Source organism: Staphylococcus pseudintermedius, assembly GCF_034042775.1.
GTDB lineage: Bacteria > Bacillota > Bacilli > Staphylococcales > Staphylococcaceae > Staphylococcus > Staphylococcus pseudintermedius.
Map to the genome: position 1 here is coordinate 623,469 of NZ_CP120150.1, position 18,722 is coordinate 642,190.

Here is an 18,722-nt window from a genome sequence, read left to right on the forward strand (position 1 = left end):
GTGCCAAAATGAAATTACATGAATTAAAACCATCAGAAGGATCACGTAAATTACGTAACCGTGTCGGCCGTGGCGCAGGTACTGGTAACGGTAAAACAAGTGGTCGTGGTCAAAAAGGTCAAAAAGCACGTTCAGGTGGTGGCGTAAGACCAGGTTTCGAAGGTGGTCAATTACCATTATTCCGTCGTATTCCAAAACGTGGTTTCACAAACATCAACCGTAAAGAATACGCTATCGTTAACTTGGACCAACTTAATCAATTTGAAGATGGTACTGAGGTAACACCTGAGTTATTAATCGAAACAGGCGTAGTTAAGAATGAAAAAGCTGGCATTAAAGTTTTAGGTAATGGTTCATTAGAAAAGAAATTAACTGTTAAAGCACACAAATTCTCAGCTTCAGCTAAAGCCGCTATTGAAGCGAAAGGCGGAGCACAAGAGGTGATCTAATGTTTCACACGCTTGTGAACTTTTTTAAAACAAAAGAAGTTCGTAACAAGATACTTTTTACTCTTGCAATGTTAGTCATTTTCAAAATAGGTACGTATATCCCAGCACCTGGTGTTAATCCAGCAGCATTTGATAATCGACAAGGTTCTCAAGGCGTCACTGACTTGTTAAACACGTTTGGTGGCGGAGCCTTGAAGAACTTTTCCATTTTTGCTATGGGAATCATGCCCTACATCACTGCTTCAATTGTTATGCAACTATTGCAAATGGATATTGTACCTAAGTTTACTGAATGGGCAAAGCAAGGTGAAACTGGTCGTAAGAAGTTAAACAACTTCACACGTTATTTCACAATTGTTTTAGCATTTATTCAATCGATTGGTATGTCGTTCCAATTCAATAATTATTTGGACGGGGCACTTATCAAAGAACAAAATGTTTGGTCGTATTTGTTAATTGCAATAGTACTTACGTCAGGAACTGCATTTTTAATGTGGTTAGGTGAACAGATCACGCAATATGGTGTTGGTAATGGTATTTCTATTATCATCTTTGCAGGTATTTTATCTACATTACCGTCTGGACTCATGCAATTTTACCAACAGGAGTTTATCGGACAAGATGATGTTACTTTCGCTTGGTTGAAAGTCGCTGGACTCGTTGTCGGTATGATTTTATTAACTGTCGGCGCGGTATATGTATTACAAGCGATTCGTAAAATACCTATTCAATATGCAAAGAAACAATCTCATATGCGTCTTGGTTCACAAGCAACATACTTACCATTAAAAGTTAACTCAGCTGGTGTGATTCCAGTCATCTTTTCAATGGCATTCTTTTTATTACCGAGAACATTATCATTGTTCTTCCCGGATGCCGACTGGGCACAAAAGCTAGGAAATTACGCTGACCCATCTCATAATATGGGTATGGTAGTTTATGTTGTCTTGATTATTGCATTTACTTATTTCTATGCATTTGTTCAAGTCAACCCTGAAAAGATGGCAGAAAATCTTAAGAAGCAAGGCAGTTACGTTCCAGGGATTCGTCCTGGTGAACAAACGAAAAAATATATCACTAAAGTCTTATATCGCTTAACGTTTGTAGGTTCAATTTTCTTAGCGGTCATTGCGATTTTACCAATTATCGCAACTAAATTTATGAACTTACCACAAGCAATTCAATTGGGTGGTACAAGCTTACTCATCGTTATCGGTGTTGCCATTGAAACAATGAAAAGTTTAGAAGCTCAAGTGAATGAAAAAGAATATAAAGGCTTTGGTAGACGATAATTTGTAGGAGGGCACTTATGAACATTATCTTAATGGGATTGCCTGGTGCTGGTAAAGGAACTCAAGCGAGTGAAATCATTAAAAAGTACCCTATTCCTCACATTTCAACGGGGGATATGTTCAGAAAAGCGATTAAAGATGAAACTGAACTAGGTAAAGAAGCGAAATCCTATATGGATCGTGGTGAACTTGTACCAGACGAGGTTACAGTTGGGATTGTAAAAGAACGTATCTCTGAAGACGATGCAAAAAAAGGTTTCTTATTAGACGGATTTCCTCGTACGATTGAGCAAGCAGAAGCATTAAATTCAATCCTAGAAGAACTTGGAAGAACGATTGATGCAGTTGTGAATATCGAGGTGCCAGAAGAAGAACTCATGAATCGTCTAACAGGTCGTCGTATTTGCGAGACTTGTGGCACAACATATCATCTTGTTTTCAATCCTCCAAAAGTTGAAGGTATTTGTGATATTGATGGTGGTAAGCTTTATCAACGTGAAGACGACAACCCTGAAACTGTTGCGAACCGTTTAGAAGTGAATGTAAAGCAATCTAAACCTATTTTAGAGTTTTACAATCAAAAAGGTCTTTTGAAAAACATCGACGGGTCAAAACACATTGATGAAGTTACATCAGATGTGATTGAAATTTTAGAGTCACTTAAATCATAACGGCTTGGTGAGATCATTTTGAATCAGTCGTTAACTTTGATAGCATAAATTGATTTTTATGGTGACAAGGCTTTATAACGATTGTGTAAAAGTGAGTATAACTAAAGTAGACCGTTCATGAATAAATATTCTATATCCTTACAACAAAAGGGAGGCGTTATTCCAAATGGCAAAACAAGACGTTATCGAACTTGAAGGTACAGTATTAGATACTTTACCAAATGCAATGTTTAAAGTAGAATTAGAAAATGGTCATGAAATTCTAGCACATGTGAGTGGTAAAATTCGAATGAACTATATCCGTATTCTACCTGGCGACAAAGTAACAGTAGAAATGTCTCCGTATGATTTAACACGCGGAAGAATCACATATCGTTATAAATAATTGTCACTCCAACATTGAAGGAGGTATAAAAATGAAAGTAAGACCATCAGTAAAACCTATTTGCGAAAAATGTAAAGTCATTAAACGTAAAGGTAAAGTCATGGTAATCTGTGAAAACCCTAAGCATAAACAAAAACAAGGTTAATTAAAAGAGAGGTGTAAATTATAATGGCACGTATTGCAGGAATTGATATCCCACGTGATAAACGCGTAGTAATCTCATTAACTTATATCTACGGTATCGGTAAAACATCAGCACAAAAGATCCTTTCAGAAGCAAACGTTTCAGAAGATACACGTGTTAAAGACCTTACTGACGATGAGTTAGGTCGTATTCGTGAAGTTGTAGACGGTTATAAAGTTGAAGGTGACTTACGCCGTGAAACAAACTTAAACATCAAACGTTTGATGGAAATCTCATCTTACCGTGGTATCCGCCACCGTCGTGGTTTACCAGTTAACGGTCAAAAAACTAAAAACAACGCTCGTACGCGTAAAGGCCCAGTTAAAACTGTAGCTAACAAGAAAAAATAATAGGTAAAGGAGGCAAATTATACTATGGCACGTAAACAAGTATCACGTAAACGTAGAGTGAAAAAGAATATTGAAAACGGTGTGGCTCATATCCGTTCAACATTCAATAATACAATCGTAACAATTACAGATGAATTCGGTAATGCTTTATCATGGTCATCTGCAGGTGCGCTTGGTTTTAAAGGTTCTAAAAAATCTACACCATTCGCAGCACAAATGGCTTCTGAAACAGCTTCAAAAGCAGCGATGGAGCATGGTTTAAAATCAGTTGAAGTAACTGTAAAAGGCCCTGGCCCAGGTCGTGAGTCAGCGATCCGTGCGTTACAATCAGCAGGTTTAGAAGTAACAGCGATTAAAGACGTTACTCCAGTTCCACATAATGGTTGCCGTCCACCAAAACGTCGTCGCGTATAATTAAATTTTCGTTTTGTCACAAATCACTTGAATTTAAAGTTTATGCAAGTCGACGTACTTAAGGAGGATATGTAAATGATTGAAATTGAGAAACCTAGAATTGAGACAATTGAAGTTAGTGATGATGCTAAATTCGGTAAGTTCGTTGTTGAACCATTAGAGCGTGGTTATGGTACTACACTAGGAAACTCCTTACGTCGTATCCTACTATCATCATTACCAGGTGCGGCTGTGAAGTATATCGAAATTGAAGGTGTGTTACACGAATTCTCTGCAATTGATCATGTCGTTGAAGATGTTTCTACAATTGTGATGAATATTAAAAAGTTAGCACTTAAGATTTATTCTGAAGAGGATAAAACACTTGAAATCGATATTAAAGAAGAAGGCGAAGTCACTGCAAAAGATATCATGCATGACAGTGATGTTGAAATTTTGAACCCTGATCTTAAAATTGCGACAGTGTCTAAAGGTGGTCACCTTAAGTTACGTTTAGTTGCGAATACAGGACGTGGGTATGCATTAGCTGATCAAAATAACTCAAGTGATCTTCCAATTGGTGTGATTCCAGTAGATTCATTATACTCTCCAGTAGAGCGTGTGAATTATACAGTTGAAAATACACGTGTGGGACAAAGTTCTGACTTCGACAAATTGACATTAGACGTATGGACTGATGGCTCAATTACACCGCAAGAGTCAGTATCTTTAGCTGCTAAAATTATGACTGAGCATTTAAACATCTTTGTTGGCTTAACTGACGAAGCACAAAATGCAGAAATCATGATTGAAAAAGAAGAAGATCAAAAAGAAAAAGTATTAGAAATGTCTATTGAAGAATTAGACTTATCTGTACGTTCATACAACTGTCTTAAACGTGCGGGTATTAACTCAGTACAAGAACTCGCTGACAAATCAGAGGCTGATATGATGAAAGTTCGTAACTTAGGTCGTAAGTCTCTTGAAGAAGTAAAATACAAATTAGAAGACTTAGGTTTAGGTCTAAGAAAAGAAGATTGATAAAGGAGGTTAACTCATGGGTTACAGAAAATTAGGTCGTACTTCAGATCAACGTAAAGCAATGTTACGTGACTTAGCAACATCATTAATCGTTAGCGAACGCATCGAAACGACTGAAGCACGTGCGAAAGAACTTCGTAGCGTAGTTGAAAAATTGATTACTTTAGGTAAAAAAGGTGACTTAGCTTCTCGTCGTAATGCTGCTAAAACATTACGTAACGTTCAAATCTTAAACGAAGATGAAACGACTCAAACTGCACTTCAAAAATTATTCGGTGAAATCGCTGAACGTTACCAAGAGCGTCAAGGTGGTTACACTCGTATTCTTAAAGTTGCTCCACGCCAAGGCGATGGCGCATTAAAAGTAATCATTGAATTAGTATAATTGATACACACTACTACATGAAAGCAAATGAGTGCAACGATAATGTTTGCCACATACAAATATTGTCTAGCTCAGAGTACCCCATCTAACTTAATATTGACGACAAAGCGTGAACTCAATTCAGATGGGGTGCGCGCTTTTTTATGTCAATGTTGGATGGGTCGGGACGTCAAACTTTTGTGTTCCAATCGTCCTCATTTTTTTGACTGCTTTATCATTATTGATTGAAAATAAGACTATGAGAAGATCAAGACTGTGAAAACTTAGATGTGTCTCAGTCTGACAATAATAGACAAGGGTGTGAGATGATGGTTGATTGTCTCATACCCTTTTTTTAATGGGACGATAAGCGTTAAGTCAAGTCAGAAACGCTAATGGCATACGATGGGATTGAATCGCAGGCAAACATTTCCGATACATATACAAATGGCGTTGTTTTTTGTAAAATAGTCATATTAGCACATAAAGGAGGCACTAGAAATGGAACACGAGCACTTGATAGAATTTGATCACGTTTCATTTCAATATCATGAGGATCAACCGAAAGTTTTAAATGATATCCAATTCAAAGTGAACAAAGGTGAATGGTTATCTATTGTCGGTCATAACGGTTCGGGTAAATCAACATTAGCGAAACTGCTCACAGGTATTGAACAAAATTATCAAGGCGATATTCGTATTAACGGCAGTTCGATTAAAGGTGTCGATCGTTCAGCTTTTGAACATCATATTGGCATCGTGTTTCAAAATCCTGAAAATCAATTTGTAGGATCAACAGTAAGCTATGATGTGGCTTTTGGTTTAGAGAATAAAGGATTGTCCTACAATGAGATGCATGACATTGTGCCTTTAGTCCTTAAAGATGTAGATATGTATGATAAACAGCATCATGAACCTACTGCGCTTTCTGGTGGTCAAAAACAGCGTGTCGCGATTGCGAGTGTTTTAGCTTTAGAACCGCAATTGATTATTTTAGATGAAGCGACGGCGATGTTGGACCCAGAAGGTAAGCGTGATATACTAGCGATGGTGAAAGCACTCAATCGACATAAAGGTGTTACGGTCATTGCGATTACACATGACCTTTCAGAAGTCGTGTCGTCAGATCGTGTGATTGTGATGAATCGCGGCGAAGTGTTTTTAGAAGGAACGGTTGAAAAGATTTTTGAGAAAGGTGAAGCGTTAGTAGAAATTGGTTTGGATTTGCCCTTTGAGATGCGCATGGCTCAAAAGTTAAATCTTAGCCAATCGTTTATAACGTATGAAGGATTATTGGAGCGGTTGACATGATTAAATTTGAAGAAGTTTCCTATACGTATCAAAAGAATACACCTTATGAATATCAAGCGTTAAATCAAATCTCAACAGAGTTTTTACCTGGACGTTATTATGCGATTATCGGTAAAACGGGGTCTGGCAAGTCCACATTGATTCAACATTTCAATGGTTTAGTGAAACCGACCCGTGGCAAGGTTCAAGTGCTAGATGTCATCGTCAACCGAAAAACGAAAGATAAACATCTGAAATCGATTCGTCAACGGATAGGTATGGTTTTTCAATTTCCGGAGTCCCAGTTATTTGAGGAAACTGTCGAAAAGGAAGTATTGTTCGGACCACGTAATTATGGGCTTGACATAGAAGAGGCACGTGACAAAGCAATGACGTTGCTTGGTGAACTCGGTTTTGATGCAGAAAAAGTGATGCAGCAGTCTCCGTTTCTACTCTCAGGAGGGCAAATGCGTAAAATTGCGCTCGCTGCCATATTAGCGATGGACCCGGATATTTTAATTTTAGACGAACCGACAGCGGGTTTAGATCCACGAAGTAAAGCTCAAGTGATGGCGTTGTTTAAGAAACTACAGTTGGAAGAAGGGAAAACGATTATTTTAGTGACACACGATATGAACGATGTCGCTGAATTTGCGGATGAAATTAAAATCATGCAAGGTGGAACTTTAATAGAATCCACGACGCCGTATGACTTTTTCCAACGCCCTGATGACGTCAATGCTTTGCACTTATGCCTTCCTGACATTGTGCGGTTACAGCGTGATGTTGAGGCGAAATTGGGCGTACAGTTCGACAAGTTGGCATTAACAGAAGCATCGTTTGTAGCGATTTATGAAGAATGGAGGCAACGTCATGAAGGATAAGCTAATTATTGGACGTTTTCTTCCGCTCGATACCGTCATACATCGATTGGACCCGCGCGCGAAACTGATTTTTGTATTTTTGTTTATTATCATTATTTTTTTTAGTCACGCGCCTTTAAGTTATTTGTGGCTTGCACTTATATTACTCACAGTTACTAAACTTGCACGTATTCCATTATGGTTTCTTATCAAAGGACTCTTACCGGTATTCTTCTTTTTAATTTTAACCTTTATGATGCATCTGTTTCTCACTAAAGGTGGAACACGTTTGATTGAATGGGGCTTCATTACTATTGATTCAAACGGGATTAGAGAAGGGATACTTATCATGCTTCGACTCGGATTCATTATGATTGTCTCAACGATTTTGACATTAACGACGAGTCCGCTCAATTTGACAGATGCATTTGATCGTCTGTTTAAACCGTTAAAATACATTAAAATTCCTGTGGCAGCATTAAGTATGATGATGTCGATTGCCTTACGTTTTATTCCGACATTAATGGAAGAATTGGATAAAATCATTTTATCTCAAAAATCACGGGGCTCTGACATTAGCTCAGGTTCATTGGCTGCGAGAATTAAAGCATTTATTCCATTACTCATTCCATTGTTTATTTCTGCGTTTCAACGTGCAGAAGAACTTGCGATTGCGATGGAAGTGAGAGGTTACGATGCCAATGCAGAACGAACGAGTTATCGCATTTTAAAATGGCAGCTGAAAGACACATTATTAATTATCAGCCTCGTTCCTATTGCAGCGGTTTCTCTATGGTTAGGCCATACTTTTTAAAGAAAGGACGATATTATGCAGCGTGTCCTCGTTAAAATCAGTTATAACGGTGCACAATTTTTAGGATTTCAAATTCAAAATCAAGGGCGAACAATTCAAGGCTACTTTGAAAAAATATTAAAACGCATGCATCAGCAACATGTACGCATTCATCCATCCAGTCGAACGGACCGTGGTGTACATGCTAAAGCACAATATTTTCATTTTGATACGCATTTAAACATTACGCCCGAACGCTGGCAACATGCGATGAATAGTGCATTGCCTGATGATATTTATGTTCATGACGTTTCTTTTATTGATCAAGACTTTCATTGTCGCTATGACTGTGTCGGGAAACGTTATCGCTATAGCATTTATCAAGCTGAACATCGCAACCCGTTTTGGTCACAATTGAAAACATTCGAGCCAAAAGCATTGGATATTGAAGCAATGCAACGTGCGGCTCAGTATTTTGTCGGTACACATAATTTTACGACGTTCTGTTCACAAAAAACAGAAGTTGAAAGCAAAGAACGTACGATATATGAAAGTCGTATTGAACAGACTGCAGACGGTATCGATTTCGTGATTACAGGATCAGGATTTTTGTACAATATGGTGCGTGTCATTATGGCATATCTATTAGAAGTCGGCAAAGGGAAACGTTCAGCAGACGATGTTCCCAACTTGTTAGCCCAGCAAGATAGAAATCTTGTTCCTCATACAGCACCCGCAGAAGGACTGTATTTGGAGAAGATTTATTTAGCGCCAGAGCAGTTAACAGCGGACTTTGGAGATCACATTCAAATTCACTCTAAAAAATCAACACAAATTTAACGAAACACATTGACTTTATGCGCTAAAACCTATATCATAGTTAACGGTATTGTTTTATATCACCCCACGATAAGCCCCGGAAACTTATTGTGTTACAAGATATATAAGCAGGAAAGAGCAACAGCTAACGGAATAAATAGCGCACTGGATTGTTTCGTACAATCACCCAAAAACTATAGAAACATTTATTCACTAGGAGGACTCAATTATGCGTCAAACATTTATGGCAAATGAATCAAACATTGAGCGCAAATGGTACGTTGTCGATGCTGAAGGGCAAACATTAGGTCGTTTATCATCAGAAGTAGCAGCTATCTTACGCGGTAAAAATAAAGTAACTTACACACCACACGTTGATACAGGTGACTACGTGATCATCATCAACGCATCAAAAATCGAATTGACTGGTAACAAAGAAAACGATAAAATTTACTACCGTCACTCAAATCACCCAGGTGGTTTAAAATCAATCACAGCTGGCGAGTTAAAACGTACTAACCCAGAACGTTTACTTGAAACATCTATTAAAGGAATGTTACCAAGTTCACGTTTAGGTGAAAAACAAGGTAAAAAATTATTCGTTTATGGTGGCGCTGAACATCCACACGCTGCACAACAACCAGAAAACTACGAGTTACGTGGTTAATTAGAAGGAGGAAATGACATTGGCACAAGTTGAATATAGAGGCACAGGCCGTCGTAAAAACTCAGTAGCACGTGTACGTTTAGTACCAGGTGAAGGTAACATTAAAGTAAATGATCGTGACGTACGTGAATACTTACCATTCGAATCATTAATCTTAGACTTAAACCAACCATTCGACGTAACAGAAACGAAAGGTAACTATGACGTTTTAGTTAACGTTCACGGTGGTGGCTTCACTGGTCAAGCACAAGCAATCCGTCACGGTATCGCACGTGCATTATTAGAAGCTGATCCGGAATACAGAGGTTCATTAAAACGTGCTGGTTTATTAACACGTGACCCACGTATGAAAGAACGTAAAAAACCAGGTCTTAAAAAAGCCCGTCGTTCACCTCAATTCTCAAAACGTTAATATCGATTATATATTATGTTTCAAGACATCTTCTCATTGCGGGAAGATGTCTTTTTCATTGTTGAAAGTCAGATGACTCATAGTGATGTATTGCAGAATAGGTGGGGCATAAAGCGAATGTTATTAATCACTGAAATGACCGGGCGAATTGAAAAATAACAAATGCTGTATGATAAATGGCAGCAATAACTGTAAGATAAAAGAAAGCCTGCTAAATTGTACATGACGTTATGAATGAGTTTGTCATCATGCCTATACACCAATAGTAGTCAAAGAATATAGAATGAATTATGCTTTTATCCAATCGTCAGTAGACATTACCGTTGAAAAATTACTTAATGACGAAATAAATGCGTTTTGTACATCATTTGCTTGAACATTGTTTTCATTAAATGCTAAATTGCGTGTCGCTGTCGCATTATGAATCAACACAGGATTGTAACCTAATTCAGCGGCAGCTCTTGTTGTAGAATCGACACACATATGCGTCATCATACCAGTAATGACGAGTGTATCCACCTCTAGCTGATCAAGTGTGGCTTGAAGTTTTGTTTGAAAGAAACTGTTTGGAAAATGCTTTTCAATGATGACGCTATCATCTTGCAATGATAATTCAGAGTGTAATGCCACCCCATCCGTTCCTTTTTCAAAAAATGCAGGATTTGGCTGTATATTGATATGTTGAATATAAATGATAGGTAAATTTTTTGATTTAAAGTCATGCTCAAGTTGTTGAATATGATGAAGGGCCTTTTCGGGTTCATGTAAAACCATTTTTCCTCCACTGAAATAATCGTTCTGAACGTCAATTATAAGTAAACCATATTTTGTCATAACTCAAACCTCCTTAGTTTATACTATTTAGCATAAACGAGATGGGGACAATGTTAAAGTGATTGAGAAGCGGAAAGTCAATCAATATTAACGGTAGGATCCTATGCACATATCATGTATAATAGATTTACGAATAGACTTGAGAAGGTTTGAGCTGGTGATGATGGAAAGAGGTGTGACGATGGCAACAATCAATATTTTAAATAAAGTGTTTTCTAAAAATGTGTTAAGAGAATTGATACGTGAAGGCGAAAGTGACCTACTGAACAAGGCTTATTACCAAATTTTTAATGACGATGCCCCTCATCTCAATAATCATAAAAAAATAGAACAACTGTATAATGTATTAAAAAAGAATTATCGGAATGAATATTTTTTTAAAAACACGATGTTAAACAAATTACTTCTAGGTAAGCACGCTTTGAATACGACTGTTGCTATGACAGAATTACCTATAAAGCGCTCAAAAGCAGATTTCATATTAATCAATGGTAAGGCGATTGTATATGAAATAAAGACAAAACTTGACGCTTTACAAAGATTGGACAATCAAATTATGGATTATTATACAGTGTTTGACCATGTCGAAATCATTGTAGATGAAGCACATCTCAATAAAGTAAAGTCACGCTACTTAAATACGTCGGTTGGAATTTCTGTGTTGTCTAAGAAAAATACGATTAGTCAAAAACAGAGGCCTAGCCCAAATCGCCAATGGTTAAATCATATCGCGATTTACAAAGTGTTAAGGAAAGAAGAAAGAAAATCAATTATTAAAATGTTTTATGGCTACAGTCCTGAATTTGATCAGTTTTCTGAGTATCAAGCGTTATTAAAAATGTTCCAGAAAATTGAAATAGAACCTTTGTACGAACAGTTCATTCAGTTATTGAAGCAAAGAGACACAGTTAAAGCTTATCAAAATGATTTTAAGAATGTACCTTATGAACTCAGATTTATAACGTATTTTAGTCAATTCAGGAAAAATGATTACCACAATTTAAATATCGCATTAGGAGGAGGTAAAGATGTATTATCCATATCTAAGAGGTAAGCAGTATGAATTAATCGCAGTACGTGAATTAATTGAAAAAAAGTTAATCAGCAAAAATGTTGTTCCAATTATAGAACCTATTAAAGAAACTGCGACTTTAAGATCAACATTAGAAACCGGAATTGAAAATAACCATCAGATTTATACGATTATCAATCCTCAAGTAGGGGAGTATAGCTTGTATGAAGAAAATCATCCTATTACAGGTGAGGTTTTGGATCTTAATTATGATGCGATTTTAATGAACAATGCTAAAGATGTATCGAAAAACGCGCATTTGCTTTCGAAAAGTGAAAAATTTATTGCCATTTATTCTTCAAGAGATGATCTTAAAAATTTTGCGATGCTTAAAGAAAAAAGCTTAGTGCCAAGTATTAATTTTGTGAAAGACGGTCATCGCTTTAGTCGTTTTTTTAGACAAGAGCACCAAGAAATAGGGTTAATTAGAGATGCATTTGACAAACAAAAAAGGAATGTTGATTATGCAGATGAGTCAGACAAATTTTTCTCTGATGATCATTTGTACTATAGAGACGAGGGCTATGTTGCATTCTCAGATTATTCGATTGTAGGTGATCATTATTTAGATAATGGTTTTGCACCTGTTGCAGTTGCGATACACATCGTTTATTTTGATTCAAATGATGTTTTGAGAATTAAGCATTTTGTTTCAGAATCAAACGATGATAATTCAGATCCAGCCGGAAAATTTCGAGAAGCACTTGAAAAATTAATCAATTGGGCGGAGACAACAACAACATTAAACCATTCAGATGCTTTGAAACAATTTCAAGTGTTGTGGAATGAAAAAAGGTATCCTGGATTAGGTTTTACAAAGAAGTTGTCAATTATGCATCACTTAGAAATTATGGACAATTATTTGAGTAGAAGGTGAAGTCATTGAAATTTTGTGAAGAATGTTTTTCTAATATTGAAATTCAAGCCATTATCAAATCGTTTGGTACAGTTGGTCACTGTGATATTAATAGAAATCACACAGACGTTCATACAGTTGAAATTGAAAATGATACTCAAATGACGCCTATTAGAGATATACTCAGACAAATTATTGATATTTATAAACCTAAAGCAGATCTGCCAGCAAATTTTCCTATGTCTAAATTAAAATCATTACATGACAGTCTTGCAACTAAGTGGTCAATATTCAATTTAAATGGTGAGTCTATTTATACCATTATAGCAGAACTTTATAAAAATGATGAAAATATAGATAAACGTCTACTTCAAGAATTTGTAGGTGTGAAAGAAGAGTTTGTTACCGATAATCATAAACTTATTGTAAAAGACAACGACTGGGATAAGTTTGCTAACGCCATCAAATATCAAAATCGATTTCATACCCAAAATATCAATTTACAACTATTAAATCATTTTTTAAAGTTTACAGAAAGTATCATTAAGCCTGAAGACTTTCTGTTGTATCGTTGTAGGATTTCTAACTCCGAGCCAATAGATATTTCAGGAATGTACGCCCCACCCAAAGAAAAAGCATCAGCAGGAAGATTGAATTCCCAGTGGATAAGTCATCTTTATTTAGGAGATGATGAATTGGCATGTATTCAAGAAGTCAGAGCGGGTTTTCATGACAACGTATATATAGGAGAATTTAAATTAAAAGAACCGATAAAAGTTGTTGATTTACGACATTTTGAAGACAAAACGTTAGATTTTAGAGATGAACTCCAATTAGAGTATTATTTAAATAGAGATACATTTATAAGAATTTCTAATGAACTCGCCAAGCCTGCTAATAATGATGACAAATATATCCATTACTTGCCCCTACAATACATGAGTGATTTTATTAAAAGTTCGGATGAAAAGTTTCAAGGTATTTTGTACAAAAGTGTTATGAATGAAAATGCTACGAATTTATTGCTTTTTAATCCCAATCTTGTTGAATGTGAACGCGTTAAAAAGAAAACAATCAAATATATTGACTATCAATACAGTCGATAATGCAGCATTAAATGTTTTGAATCATTGTAAATAGATAGTTGAACCAGTTACTCGTATTTTATCTTCTGCTTCACAAGCCACTTTATACCGCCTAAGAATACTGTAATGAACTACTCCCCCTAAAAAGCGATAAAATAGAATTATATTTAAGAGATGAATAAGGAAATGACAACTTCTTGCGGTTTGATCCTACCGAGTGATTAAAATGTTGTTCTCCTTTTTCGAACTGGTTTTCACTAAAAAGATTGAATTTTCTGTTTTTATGTAAGATATAATTGTCGGGATGTAAGGGATGATGGTACCGTACCAAACACATCAACCTAAACTGTCATATAAAACGAAAGCATTTGTGCTGGAAATAAATAAGCACTTGTGTAGAAAGCTATAATAACAGCAGTGGAGAAACAAGGCGATTGTTCAAACAATGAAATTTAACAGAAAATAGGACATTTAATAGGGGATATCATGAACAAAAGTATAATTATATATCTGATTTCGTATGCTTTGATTATATTAGGGAATAGTGCAACATTTGTGGCGGTATATTGGATTATTGGCGAAAAATCAACTTATTCTACTTTAGCTCTTATCGTTTCAATCGTCTTTTTCATTCGATTTTTGACGTCTAGAGTGATTACCAACAAAATTGATTTATTTCATCATGTGAAATTAAATAGCAATTTGTTTATTACAAGAATATGCATTTTGATTATCGCTTTATTTTCACTGAAATATTTTGATGATGTATGGACGGTCTGTCTATTAACGATTGTTTTGAACTGTTTAGACGTGGTCAGCGGTTCTATTACACCGAAATTCATTAAGAGTTTTGGAGAACAGCAAATTGTTACATTGAATTCATATTTATCTATTGTTGAAAAATTGCTCTATGTGTTATGAATGTCAATCGGCTCATTTTTAATTGCAAGGACAGGAATTGATAAGATCATCTATATTGAGTTAGTCATGTATGCGATTAGTTTAGTCTTCATATTATCGATATCAAAAGATTTGGACCACAATTTTGAAAAGGTGGCTGAGCAAGAAGAGAACGTGGTTACGATACTTCTATTGTGAATTACATTTTGATGATAGCGATTGCGGCAAATATTATGATTACACCCTATACGACACTCATTATCCCGTATATTAGAGAAAATATTAGTGCCACTCCTGATATCTTTACAGCAACTGAAATATTGATGATGGTTGGTGGCGTGTTAATAGGGATATTGACCTCGAAATATTTAAAACTGGATTCGTATCAATCGGACAAGTTATTTGTAGTGAGCGCGATATCTCAAGGTATTTTGATTATATTGCTTTCGTATAATTCGAGTATGATCCTATATTTTATTGTCATGTTTCTTCTAGGGGCTTGCAGTACGGCATTTAACATTCCATTTTCAATTATTTTACAAAGCAAAGTACCTATCAAAGCTATCGGCAAAGCAAAATCTCATATTATCAGTATATCGACCATATTTTCAGCCATTTTATATGTGTTATCGTCGTTTTTAGTTAGATACATGGACATTTCTCATGTCTACCTTATTTTTCCGATATTAGGTTTGTTGACATTGGCGGTTTATAAGTTTAGAGGCAAGATTAAATTTGGAATGTAAAAATGGTTGCGTGTGTATGTTTTTGAAGGCAGTCACTTTTAGTCCATATTCTCAGCATTTCTCAAATTCACGTTTGGGAAGTGCTTTTTAATTGTTGGAAAGTAGGAAAGGAAGTTGATGAATTAGAGTTAACGCCAATGATTTACTTCAACTGGTCCGAACGGTGTCTTTTATAAAAAAATTATAACTAAATATAATATATTTTTGATTTAAAAGTCTAAAATGTTATGATGAGGTCGATGGCACGATACGTATGAAAGGGCTTGGAGGGGTTCGATGATTAAGAAAGAGAGTGTCCATATATTAAAAGACGGCAGAGAAATTAAAGTGTTAGATGTGATTCAAGATTTTAAAGATGAAAAACAATATGCTCTGATATTATATGACAACCACCAGTATATTTATGAGATGACTGCCTTGAAACAATCCGTTGCGCCGAAAAATAATACGACAACTAACAAATCGACTGATGAGAAAATTGCGTTGTATCGTGCATATTTTCGTGGGAATGACGAAATTGTTGCGACAAGTTTTCGGACAAAAGTAGGCAAGATGGTGTATTATCCATGGTGTTTAATTCGTAAGCAAGCACCATGTCCGAAAGTTAAAAAGCCACAATTTCAATGCTCGAAGTGTACCGTACATCGCTTTCAAAAGATGACGGATGATGTGATTTTTAATCATTTAAAAGGAGTAAATCGTTACGGGAAAGAAGTGATGTACGGACTTTATCCGATTGTCGATCAAAATCAAACATTTCTGCTTGTATTTGACTTTGATAAAGCGGACTGGCGACAAGAAGTGAAAGTGTTAGCGAAAGTGGCTCAATCGTTAAAATTAGACTATTTAATTGAAATTTCGCAATCTGGTAATGGTGCACATGTATGGTTGTTTTTTGAAGATAAAATATTAGCACGTAAAGCAAGAGCGTTGGGTGATATTATGCTGACTCAAGCGATGAAACAATATCCTGAGCTGAGTTTTGAAGCATTTGATCGGATGTTTCCGAATCAAGATGATGTATCCAATGGTGGTTTTGGAAATTTAATTGCTTTACCGCTACAAGGCAAACGCGTATTGAATGGTTTCAGTCGATTTGTAGATGATGATTTGGTGCTTATTGATGATATATGGAGTACTTTAGAACAGACCACGAAAATTAGTGAGGAGGAAGTCGATGGTATTATAAATAAGTATACGCATAATCTCCCTTCTAATTATTATAAAGCTGAGAAAAAAGTACAGCAAGATGATTTGACGCTATTTGAATATGCGAGTGCTTCATCGGACAAGAAAATTGATGTGACTTTAGGTTCAGAAATAACCATTCCGATAAAAGAGTTAACGAGAGATGAAACAGTGCGGTTAAGATTTTTAGCTAGTTTTTATAATAAAGCTTATTTTAAAGCATTAAATCAGAGGCTCAACACACGAAATATTCCTAAAATGATTTCACTATCCGAGGTTGAAGCGGGTGAAATAAAACTGCCACGAGGGTTATATCAAAACGTGTTAAAACTTTATCCAAAAGCAAATATCATTCATCAACAAGTCGAAGGTAAAACGATTCATGCGACTTTTCAAGCTGAATTATATGAAGCGCAACAACAGGCTTATGACGCACTTACTCAACATAACGATGGTTTATTATGTGCGGGAACAGGTTTTGGTAAAACGGTTATTGCGAGCAAAATGATAGTTGAAAAAGGCGTCAGTACATTGATTATCGTACATAGTAAAAGTCTAGCAGCACAATGGAAATCACAGATAGAGACGTTTGTAGATTTAGAAGATGACCCCTTTCCTGAATATACTGAGAAAGGTAGATTAAAGAAGAAAGATAAAATTGGTATGATTCAAGGAGGCAAATCAAAAAGAAGTAAAAATATAGATATTGCACTATTTCAAACATTAACGACGATGGATAATTTAGAAGATGTATTTAATGACTATGGCATGGTAATTGTCGATGAGGCCCACCATGTGGCAGCAAAAACTTTTGAGGATGTCATGGCTAAGGTCAACAGTCGTTATGTTTATGGTTTAACAGCCACGCCTAAACGAGAAGATGGTTTAGAAAATATTATTTATTTTAGAATTGGACCTATTCGTCATTTTGCTAAAAAAGAAGTGCCTCATCATATTGCACAAAAATTGTATTTGAGGTTTACAGCAAGTGGAGAACATCTCTCAAACATTCAAGATCAATCAATTCATGATAATCATGAACTGATTGTAGCTGATGCTCAAAGAAATGAAGTCATTGTTCAAGATATAGTAGATTGTATTAAAGAAAAACGACATATCATCGTGCTATCACGTTTTATTAATCATATTCAAGCACTAAAAAGACAATTTGAAAAGTTAAATCAAGAGACAAATGTGTATATTTTAAATAGTCATATGAAAACCTCACAATTAAAAGAGGAAATGACAGCATTAAAAGAAGAGGGGAAACCGTTTGTTCTCTTTACAACAGGAAGTTATGCTGGCGAAGGATTTGACTTGCCAGCGTTAGATACATTAATGCTAGTGATGCCTATAAAAGCAAAAGGAAGTATTCAACAGTATTTAGGGAGACTCTTGAGAAACTTGAATGATAAAGAAGAGTTACGTGTATATGATTATGTCGATTATGCGATCCCTATGTTTTATAAAATGTATATGAAGCGATTACGCACGTATAAAACGCTTGGTTATATATTGGAGGAGAATAGCGGTTCAGAGTTATATCAAAGTAATATGATTGAAGGGGATTATATGTCATTACTCATGAAAGATTTGAAAGCAGCTAATTGGACTGTATTCATGATGGCTTATTTATCCAAAGATATGATTCACTGGCTGGTGTCATTAGATGATTTACATTCAACAGACAAAATAATTGTTATGTCAGAAAAAACGGAAAGGATAATGGCAAAAAATTTAACACCATTATATGAAAGTGGCTTTCAAATACAAGTGGTACCCAAAGTGAGTCAAAATTTCATCATTATTGATAATAGACTTGTGTGGATGTTGTCCAGTACGAGAGAAGACGATGTTAAACATCAAATGTCTTTACGCTTGTTTAGTGAGTCGATAGCGAAGAAATTAGTGAACAAAACATAAAAACACAGAATGCACAATGATGTTTGAATTTGTTGGAAATATCGTTTTTGTGTGACTTTCAAACATTTTGTAGTAACCTTATGATAATATATGTTTGAAATGTTAAATATAACTTAAGATAAGTATTAAAAACGTTAATATAAAG

General features: G+C 35.7%; 22 protein-coding genes. 21 read left to right on the forward strand and 1 reads right to left on the reverse strand.

The annotated features are described in order from the left end of the window. Positions 1 to 8 precede the first annotated feature (8 nt). The 15 genes from rplO (at position 9) to rpsI (ending at position 9,973) form a co-directional block, all read left to right on the forward strand. Entirely contained in the window at positions 9 to 449 is a 441-nt protein-coding gene (rplO, locus tag P3U61_RS02670; RefSeq protein ID WP_014613231.1) for a 50S ribosomal protein L15, read from the forward strand. Next, positions 449 to 1,741, forward strand: a complete 1,293-nt coding sequence (secY, locus tag P3U61_RS02675) for a preprotein translocase subunit SecY (RefSeq protein ID WP_014613232.1) — start codon at positions 449 to 451, stop codon at positions 1,739 to 1,741. Before rplO ends, secY begins: the two co-directional genes overlap by 1 nt. Positions 1,742 to 1,758: 17 nt before the next feature. Further along, complete coding sequence (locus tag P3U61_RS02680; RefSeq protein WP_014613233.1) at positions 1,759 to 2,412, forward strand: adenylate kinase; 654 nt, start codon at positions 1,759 to 1,761, stop codon at positions 2,410 to 2,412. A gap of 166 nt (positions 2,413 to 2,578) precedes the next feature. Continuing rightward, the gene (gene infA, locus P3U61_RS02685) at positions 2,579 to 2,797 is read left to right on the forward strand and encodes a translation initiation factor IF-1 (protein WP_001118443.1); all 219 of its coding nucleotides are present in this window, start codon (positions 2,579 to 2,581) and stop codon (positions 2,795 to 2,797) included. Between the two features lie 31 nt (positions 2,798 to 2,828). Continuing rightward, a complete protein-coding gene (gene rpmJ / locus P3U61_RS02690) occupies positions 2,829 to 2,942 on the forward strand; it encodes a 50S ribosomal protein L36 (RefSeq protein ID WP_002509257.1) in 114 nt (37 codons plus the stop codon). 23 nt (positions 2,943 to 2,965) lie between these two features. Next, entirely contained in the window at positions 2,966 to 3,331 is a 366-nt protein-coding gene (rpsM, locus tag P3U61_RS02695) for a 30S ribosomal protein S13 (protein WP_014613234.1), read from the forward strand. Positions 3,332 to 3,355: 24 nt separating this feature from the next. Next, on the forward strand, positions 3,356 to 3,745 hold the full coding sequence (gene rpsK, locus P3U61_RS02700; protein WP_014613235.1) for a 30S ribosomal protein S11: 390 nt from the start codon (positions 3,356 to 3,358) through the stop codon (positions 3,743 to 3,745). A 75-nt stretch (positions 3,746 to 3,820) separates the two neighbouring features. Beyond that, positions 3,821 to 4,765, forward strand: coding sequence for a DNA-directed RNA polymerase subunit alpha (locus tag P3U61_RS02705; RefSeq protein ID WP_014613236.1), 945 nt, complete (start codon positions 3,821 to 3,823; stop codon positions 4,763 to 4,765). Positions 4,766 to 4,781: 16 nt separating this feature from the next. Then, on the forward strand, positions 4,782 to 5,150 hold the full coding sequence (rplQ, locus tag P3U61_RS02710; protein WP_014613237.1) for a 50S ribosomal protein L17: 369 nt from the start codon (positions 4,782 to 4,784) through the stop codon (positions 5,148 to 5,150). Positions 5,151 to 5,630: 480 nt separating this feature from the next. After that, positions 5,631 to 6,440, forward strand: a complete 810-nt coding sequence (locus tag P3U61_RS02715; RefSeq protein ID WP_037542436.1) for an energy-coupling factor transporter ATPase — start codon at positions 5,631 to 5,633, stop codon at positions 6,438 to 6,440. After that, positions 6,437 to 7,303, forward strand: a complete 867-nt coding sequence (locus P3U61_RS02720; protein ID WP_199613445.1) for an energy-coupling factor transporter ATPase — start codon at positions 6,437 to 6,439, stop codon at positions 7,301 to 7,303. Before P3U61_RS02715 ends, P3U61_RS02720 begins: the two co-directional genes overlap by 4 nt. Continuing rightward, complete coding sequence (locus P3U61_RS02725) at positions 7,293 to 8,096, forward strand: energy-coupling factor transporter transmembrane component T family protein (RefSeq protein ID WP_014613240.1); 804 nt, start codon at positions 7,293 to 7,295, stop codon at positions 8,094 to 8,096. The genes P3U61_RS02720 and P3U61_RS02725 overlap by 11 nt, the downstream gene beginning before the upstream one ends. A 15-nt stretch (positions 8,097 to 8,111) precedes the next feature. Next, positions 8,112 to 8,915: a tRNA pseudouridine(38-40) synthase TruA gene (gene truA / locus P3U61_RS02730; RefSeq protein ID WP_063284678.1), complete on the forward strand. Its 804-nt coding sequence runs from the start codon at positions 8,112 to 8,114 to the stop codon at positions 8,913 to 8,915. Positions 8,916 to 9,123: 208 nt separating this feature from the next. Next, positions 9,124 to 9,561, forward strand: a complete 438-nt coding sequence (rplM, locus tag P3U61_RS02735) for a 50S ribosomal protein L13 (RefSeq protein WP_014613242.1) — start codon at positions 9,124 to 9,126, stop codon at positions 9,559 to 9,561. Positions 9,562 to 9,580: 19 nt separating this feature from the next. Beyond that, positions 9,581 to 9,973, forward strand: coding sequence for a 30S ribosomal protein S9 (rpsI, locus tag P3U61_RS02740; protein ID WP_037542446.1), 393 nt, complete (start codon positions 9,581 to 9,583; stop codon positions 9,971 to 9,973). Positions 9,974 to 10,261: 288 nt separating this feature from the next. Here the strand turns inward: rpsI and P3U61_RS02745 are convergent, their stop codons facing one another. Continuing rightward, positions 10,262 to 10,807, reverse strand: coding sequence for a cysteine hydrolase family protein (locus tag P3U61_RS02745; RefSeq protein ID WP_015729508.1), 546 nt, complete (start codon positions 10,805 to 10,807; stop codon positions 10,262 to 10,264). A 160-nt stretch (positions 10,808 to 10,967) separates the two neighbouring features. On the opposite strand from P3U61_RS02745, the gene P3U61_RS02750 reads away from it, so the two are divergent. The 6 genes from P3U61_RS02750 to P3U61_RS02775 all read left to right on the forward strand — a co-directional run bounded on the left by P3U61_RS02750 (position 10,968) and on the right by P3U61_RS02775 (position 18,577). After that, positions 10,968 to 11,861 (forward strand): sce7726 family protein, encoded by an 894-nt coding sequence (locus tag P3U61_RS02750; RefSeq protein WP_225550139.1) that lies wholly within the window; start codon positions 10,968 to 10,970, stop codon positions 11,859 to 11,861. Next, entirely contained in the window at positions 11,836 to 12,756 is a 921-nt protein-coding gene (locus tag P3U61_RS02755) for a sce7725 family protein (RefSeq protein ID WP_037542453.1), read from the forward strand. The genes P3U61_RS02750 and P3U61_RS02755 overlap by 26 nt, the downstream gene beginning before the upstream one ends. A 5-nt stretch (positions 12,757 to 12,761) precedes the next feature. Further along, positions 12,762 to 13,841 (forward strand): RES family NAD+ phosphorylase, encoded by a 1,080-nt coding sequence (locus P3U61_RS02760; protein ID WP_172425810.1) that lies wholly within the window; start codon positions 12,762 to 12,764, stop codon positions 13,839 to 13,841. 465 nt (positions 13,842 to 14,306) lie between these two features. After that, complete coding sequence (locus P3U61_RS02765; RefSeq protein ID WP_020219634.1) at positions 14,307 to 14,741, forward strand: hypothetical protein; 435 nt, start codon at positions 14,307 to 14,309, stop codon at positions 14,739 to 14,741. Positions 14,742 to 14,914: 173 nt separating this feature from the next. Further along, on the forward strand, positions 14,915 to 15,466 hold the full coding sequence (locus tag P3U61_RS02770; protein ID WP_247647949.1) for an MFS transporter: 552 nt from the start codon (positions 14,915 to 14,917) through the stop codon (positions 15,464 to 15,466). Positions 15,467 to 15,742: 276 nt separating this feature from the next. Further along, positions 15,743 to 18,577, forward strand: coding sequence for a TOTE conflict system archaeo-eukaryotic primase domain-containing protein (locus tag P3U61_RS02775; protein ID WP_065520395.1), 2,835 nt, complete (start codon positions 15,743 to 15,745; stop codon positions 18,575 to 18,577). The last annotated feature ends 145 nt before the right edge of the window (positions 18,578 to 18,722 follow it).

Excerpts from the sequence above, each read along its gene's own strand:
- rplO (WP_014613231.1), top strand. The coding sequence starts at position 9 with ATGAAATTACATGAATTAAAACCATCAGAAGGATCACGTAAATTACGT.
- secY (WP_014613232.1), top strand. The coding sequence starts at position 449 with ATGTTTCACACGCTTGTGAACTTTTTTAAAACAAAAGAAGTTCGTAAC.
- P3U61_RS02680 (WP_014613233.1), top strand. The coding sequence starts at position 1,759 with ATGAACATTATCTTAATGGGATTGCCTGGTGCTGGTAAAGGAACTCAA.
- infA (WP_001118443.1), top strand. The coding sequence starts at position 2,579 with ATGGCAAAACAAGACGTTATCGAACTTGAAGGTACAGTATTAGATACT.
- rpmJ (WP_002509257.1), top strand. The coding sequence starts at position 2,829 with ATGAAAGTAAGACCATCAGTAAAACCTATTTGCGAAAAATGTAAAGTC.
- rpsM (WP_014613234.1), top strand. The coding sequence starts at position 2,966 with ATGGCACGTATTGCAGGAATTGATATCCCACGTGATAAACGCGTAGTA.
- rpsK (WP_014613235.1), top strand. The coding sequence starts at position 3,356 with ATGGCACGTAAACAAGTATCACGTAAACGTAGAGTGAAAAAGAATATT.
- P3U61_RS02705 (WP_014613236.1), top strand. The coding sequence starts at position 3,821 with ATGATTGAAATTGAGAAACCTAGAATTGAGACAATTGAAGTTAGTGAT.
- rplQ (WP_014613237.1), top strand. The coding sequence starts at position 4,782 with ATGGGTTACAGAAAATTAGGTCGTACTTCAGATCAACGTAAAGCAATG.
- P3U61_RS02715 (WP_037542436.1), top strand. The coding sequence starts at position 5,631 with ATGGAACACGAGCACTTGATAGAATTTGATCACGTTTCATTTCAATAT.
- P3U61_RS02720 (WP_199613445.1), top strand. The coding sequence starts at position 6,437 with ATGATTAAATTTGAAGAAGTTTCCTATACGTATCAAAAGAATACACCT.
- P3U61_RS02725 (WP_014613240.1), top strand. The coding sequence starts at position 7,293 with ATGAAGGATAAGCTAATTATTGGACGTTTTCTTCCGCTCGATACCGTC.
- truA (WP_063284678.1), top strand. The coding sequence starts at position 8,112 with ATGCAGCGTGTCCTCGTTAAAATCAGTTATAACGGTGCACAATTTTTA.
- rplM (WP_014613242.1), top strand. The coding sequence starts at position 9,124 with ATGCGTCAAACATTTATGGCAAATGAATCAAACATTGAGCGCAAATGG.
- P3U61_RS02745 (WP_015729508.1), bottom strand. The coding sequence starts at position 10,807 with ATGACAAAATATGGTTTACTTATAATTGACGTTCAGAACGATTATTTC.
- P3U61_RS02750 (WP_225550139.1), top strand. The coding sequence starts at position 10,968 with ATGATGGAAAGAGGTGTGACGATGGCAACAATCAATATTTTAAATAAA.
- P3U61_RS02755 (WP_037542453.1), top strand. The coding sequence starts at position 11,836 with ATGTATTATCCATATCTAAGAGGTAAGCAGTATGAATTAATCGCAGTA.
- P3U61_RS02765 (WP_020219634.1), top strand. The coding sequence starts at position 14,307 with ATGAACAAAAGTATAATTATATATCTGATTTCGTATGCTTTGATTATA.
- P3U61_RS02775 (WP_065520395.1), top strand. The coding sequence starts at position 15,743 with ATGATTAAGAAAGAGAGTGTCCATATATTAAAAGACGGCAGAGAAATT.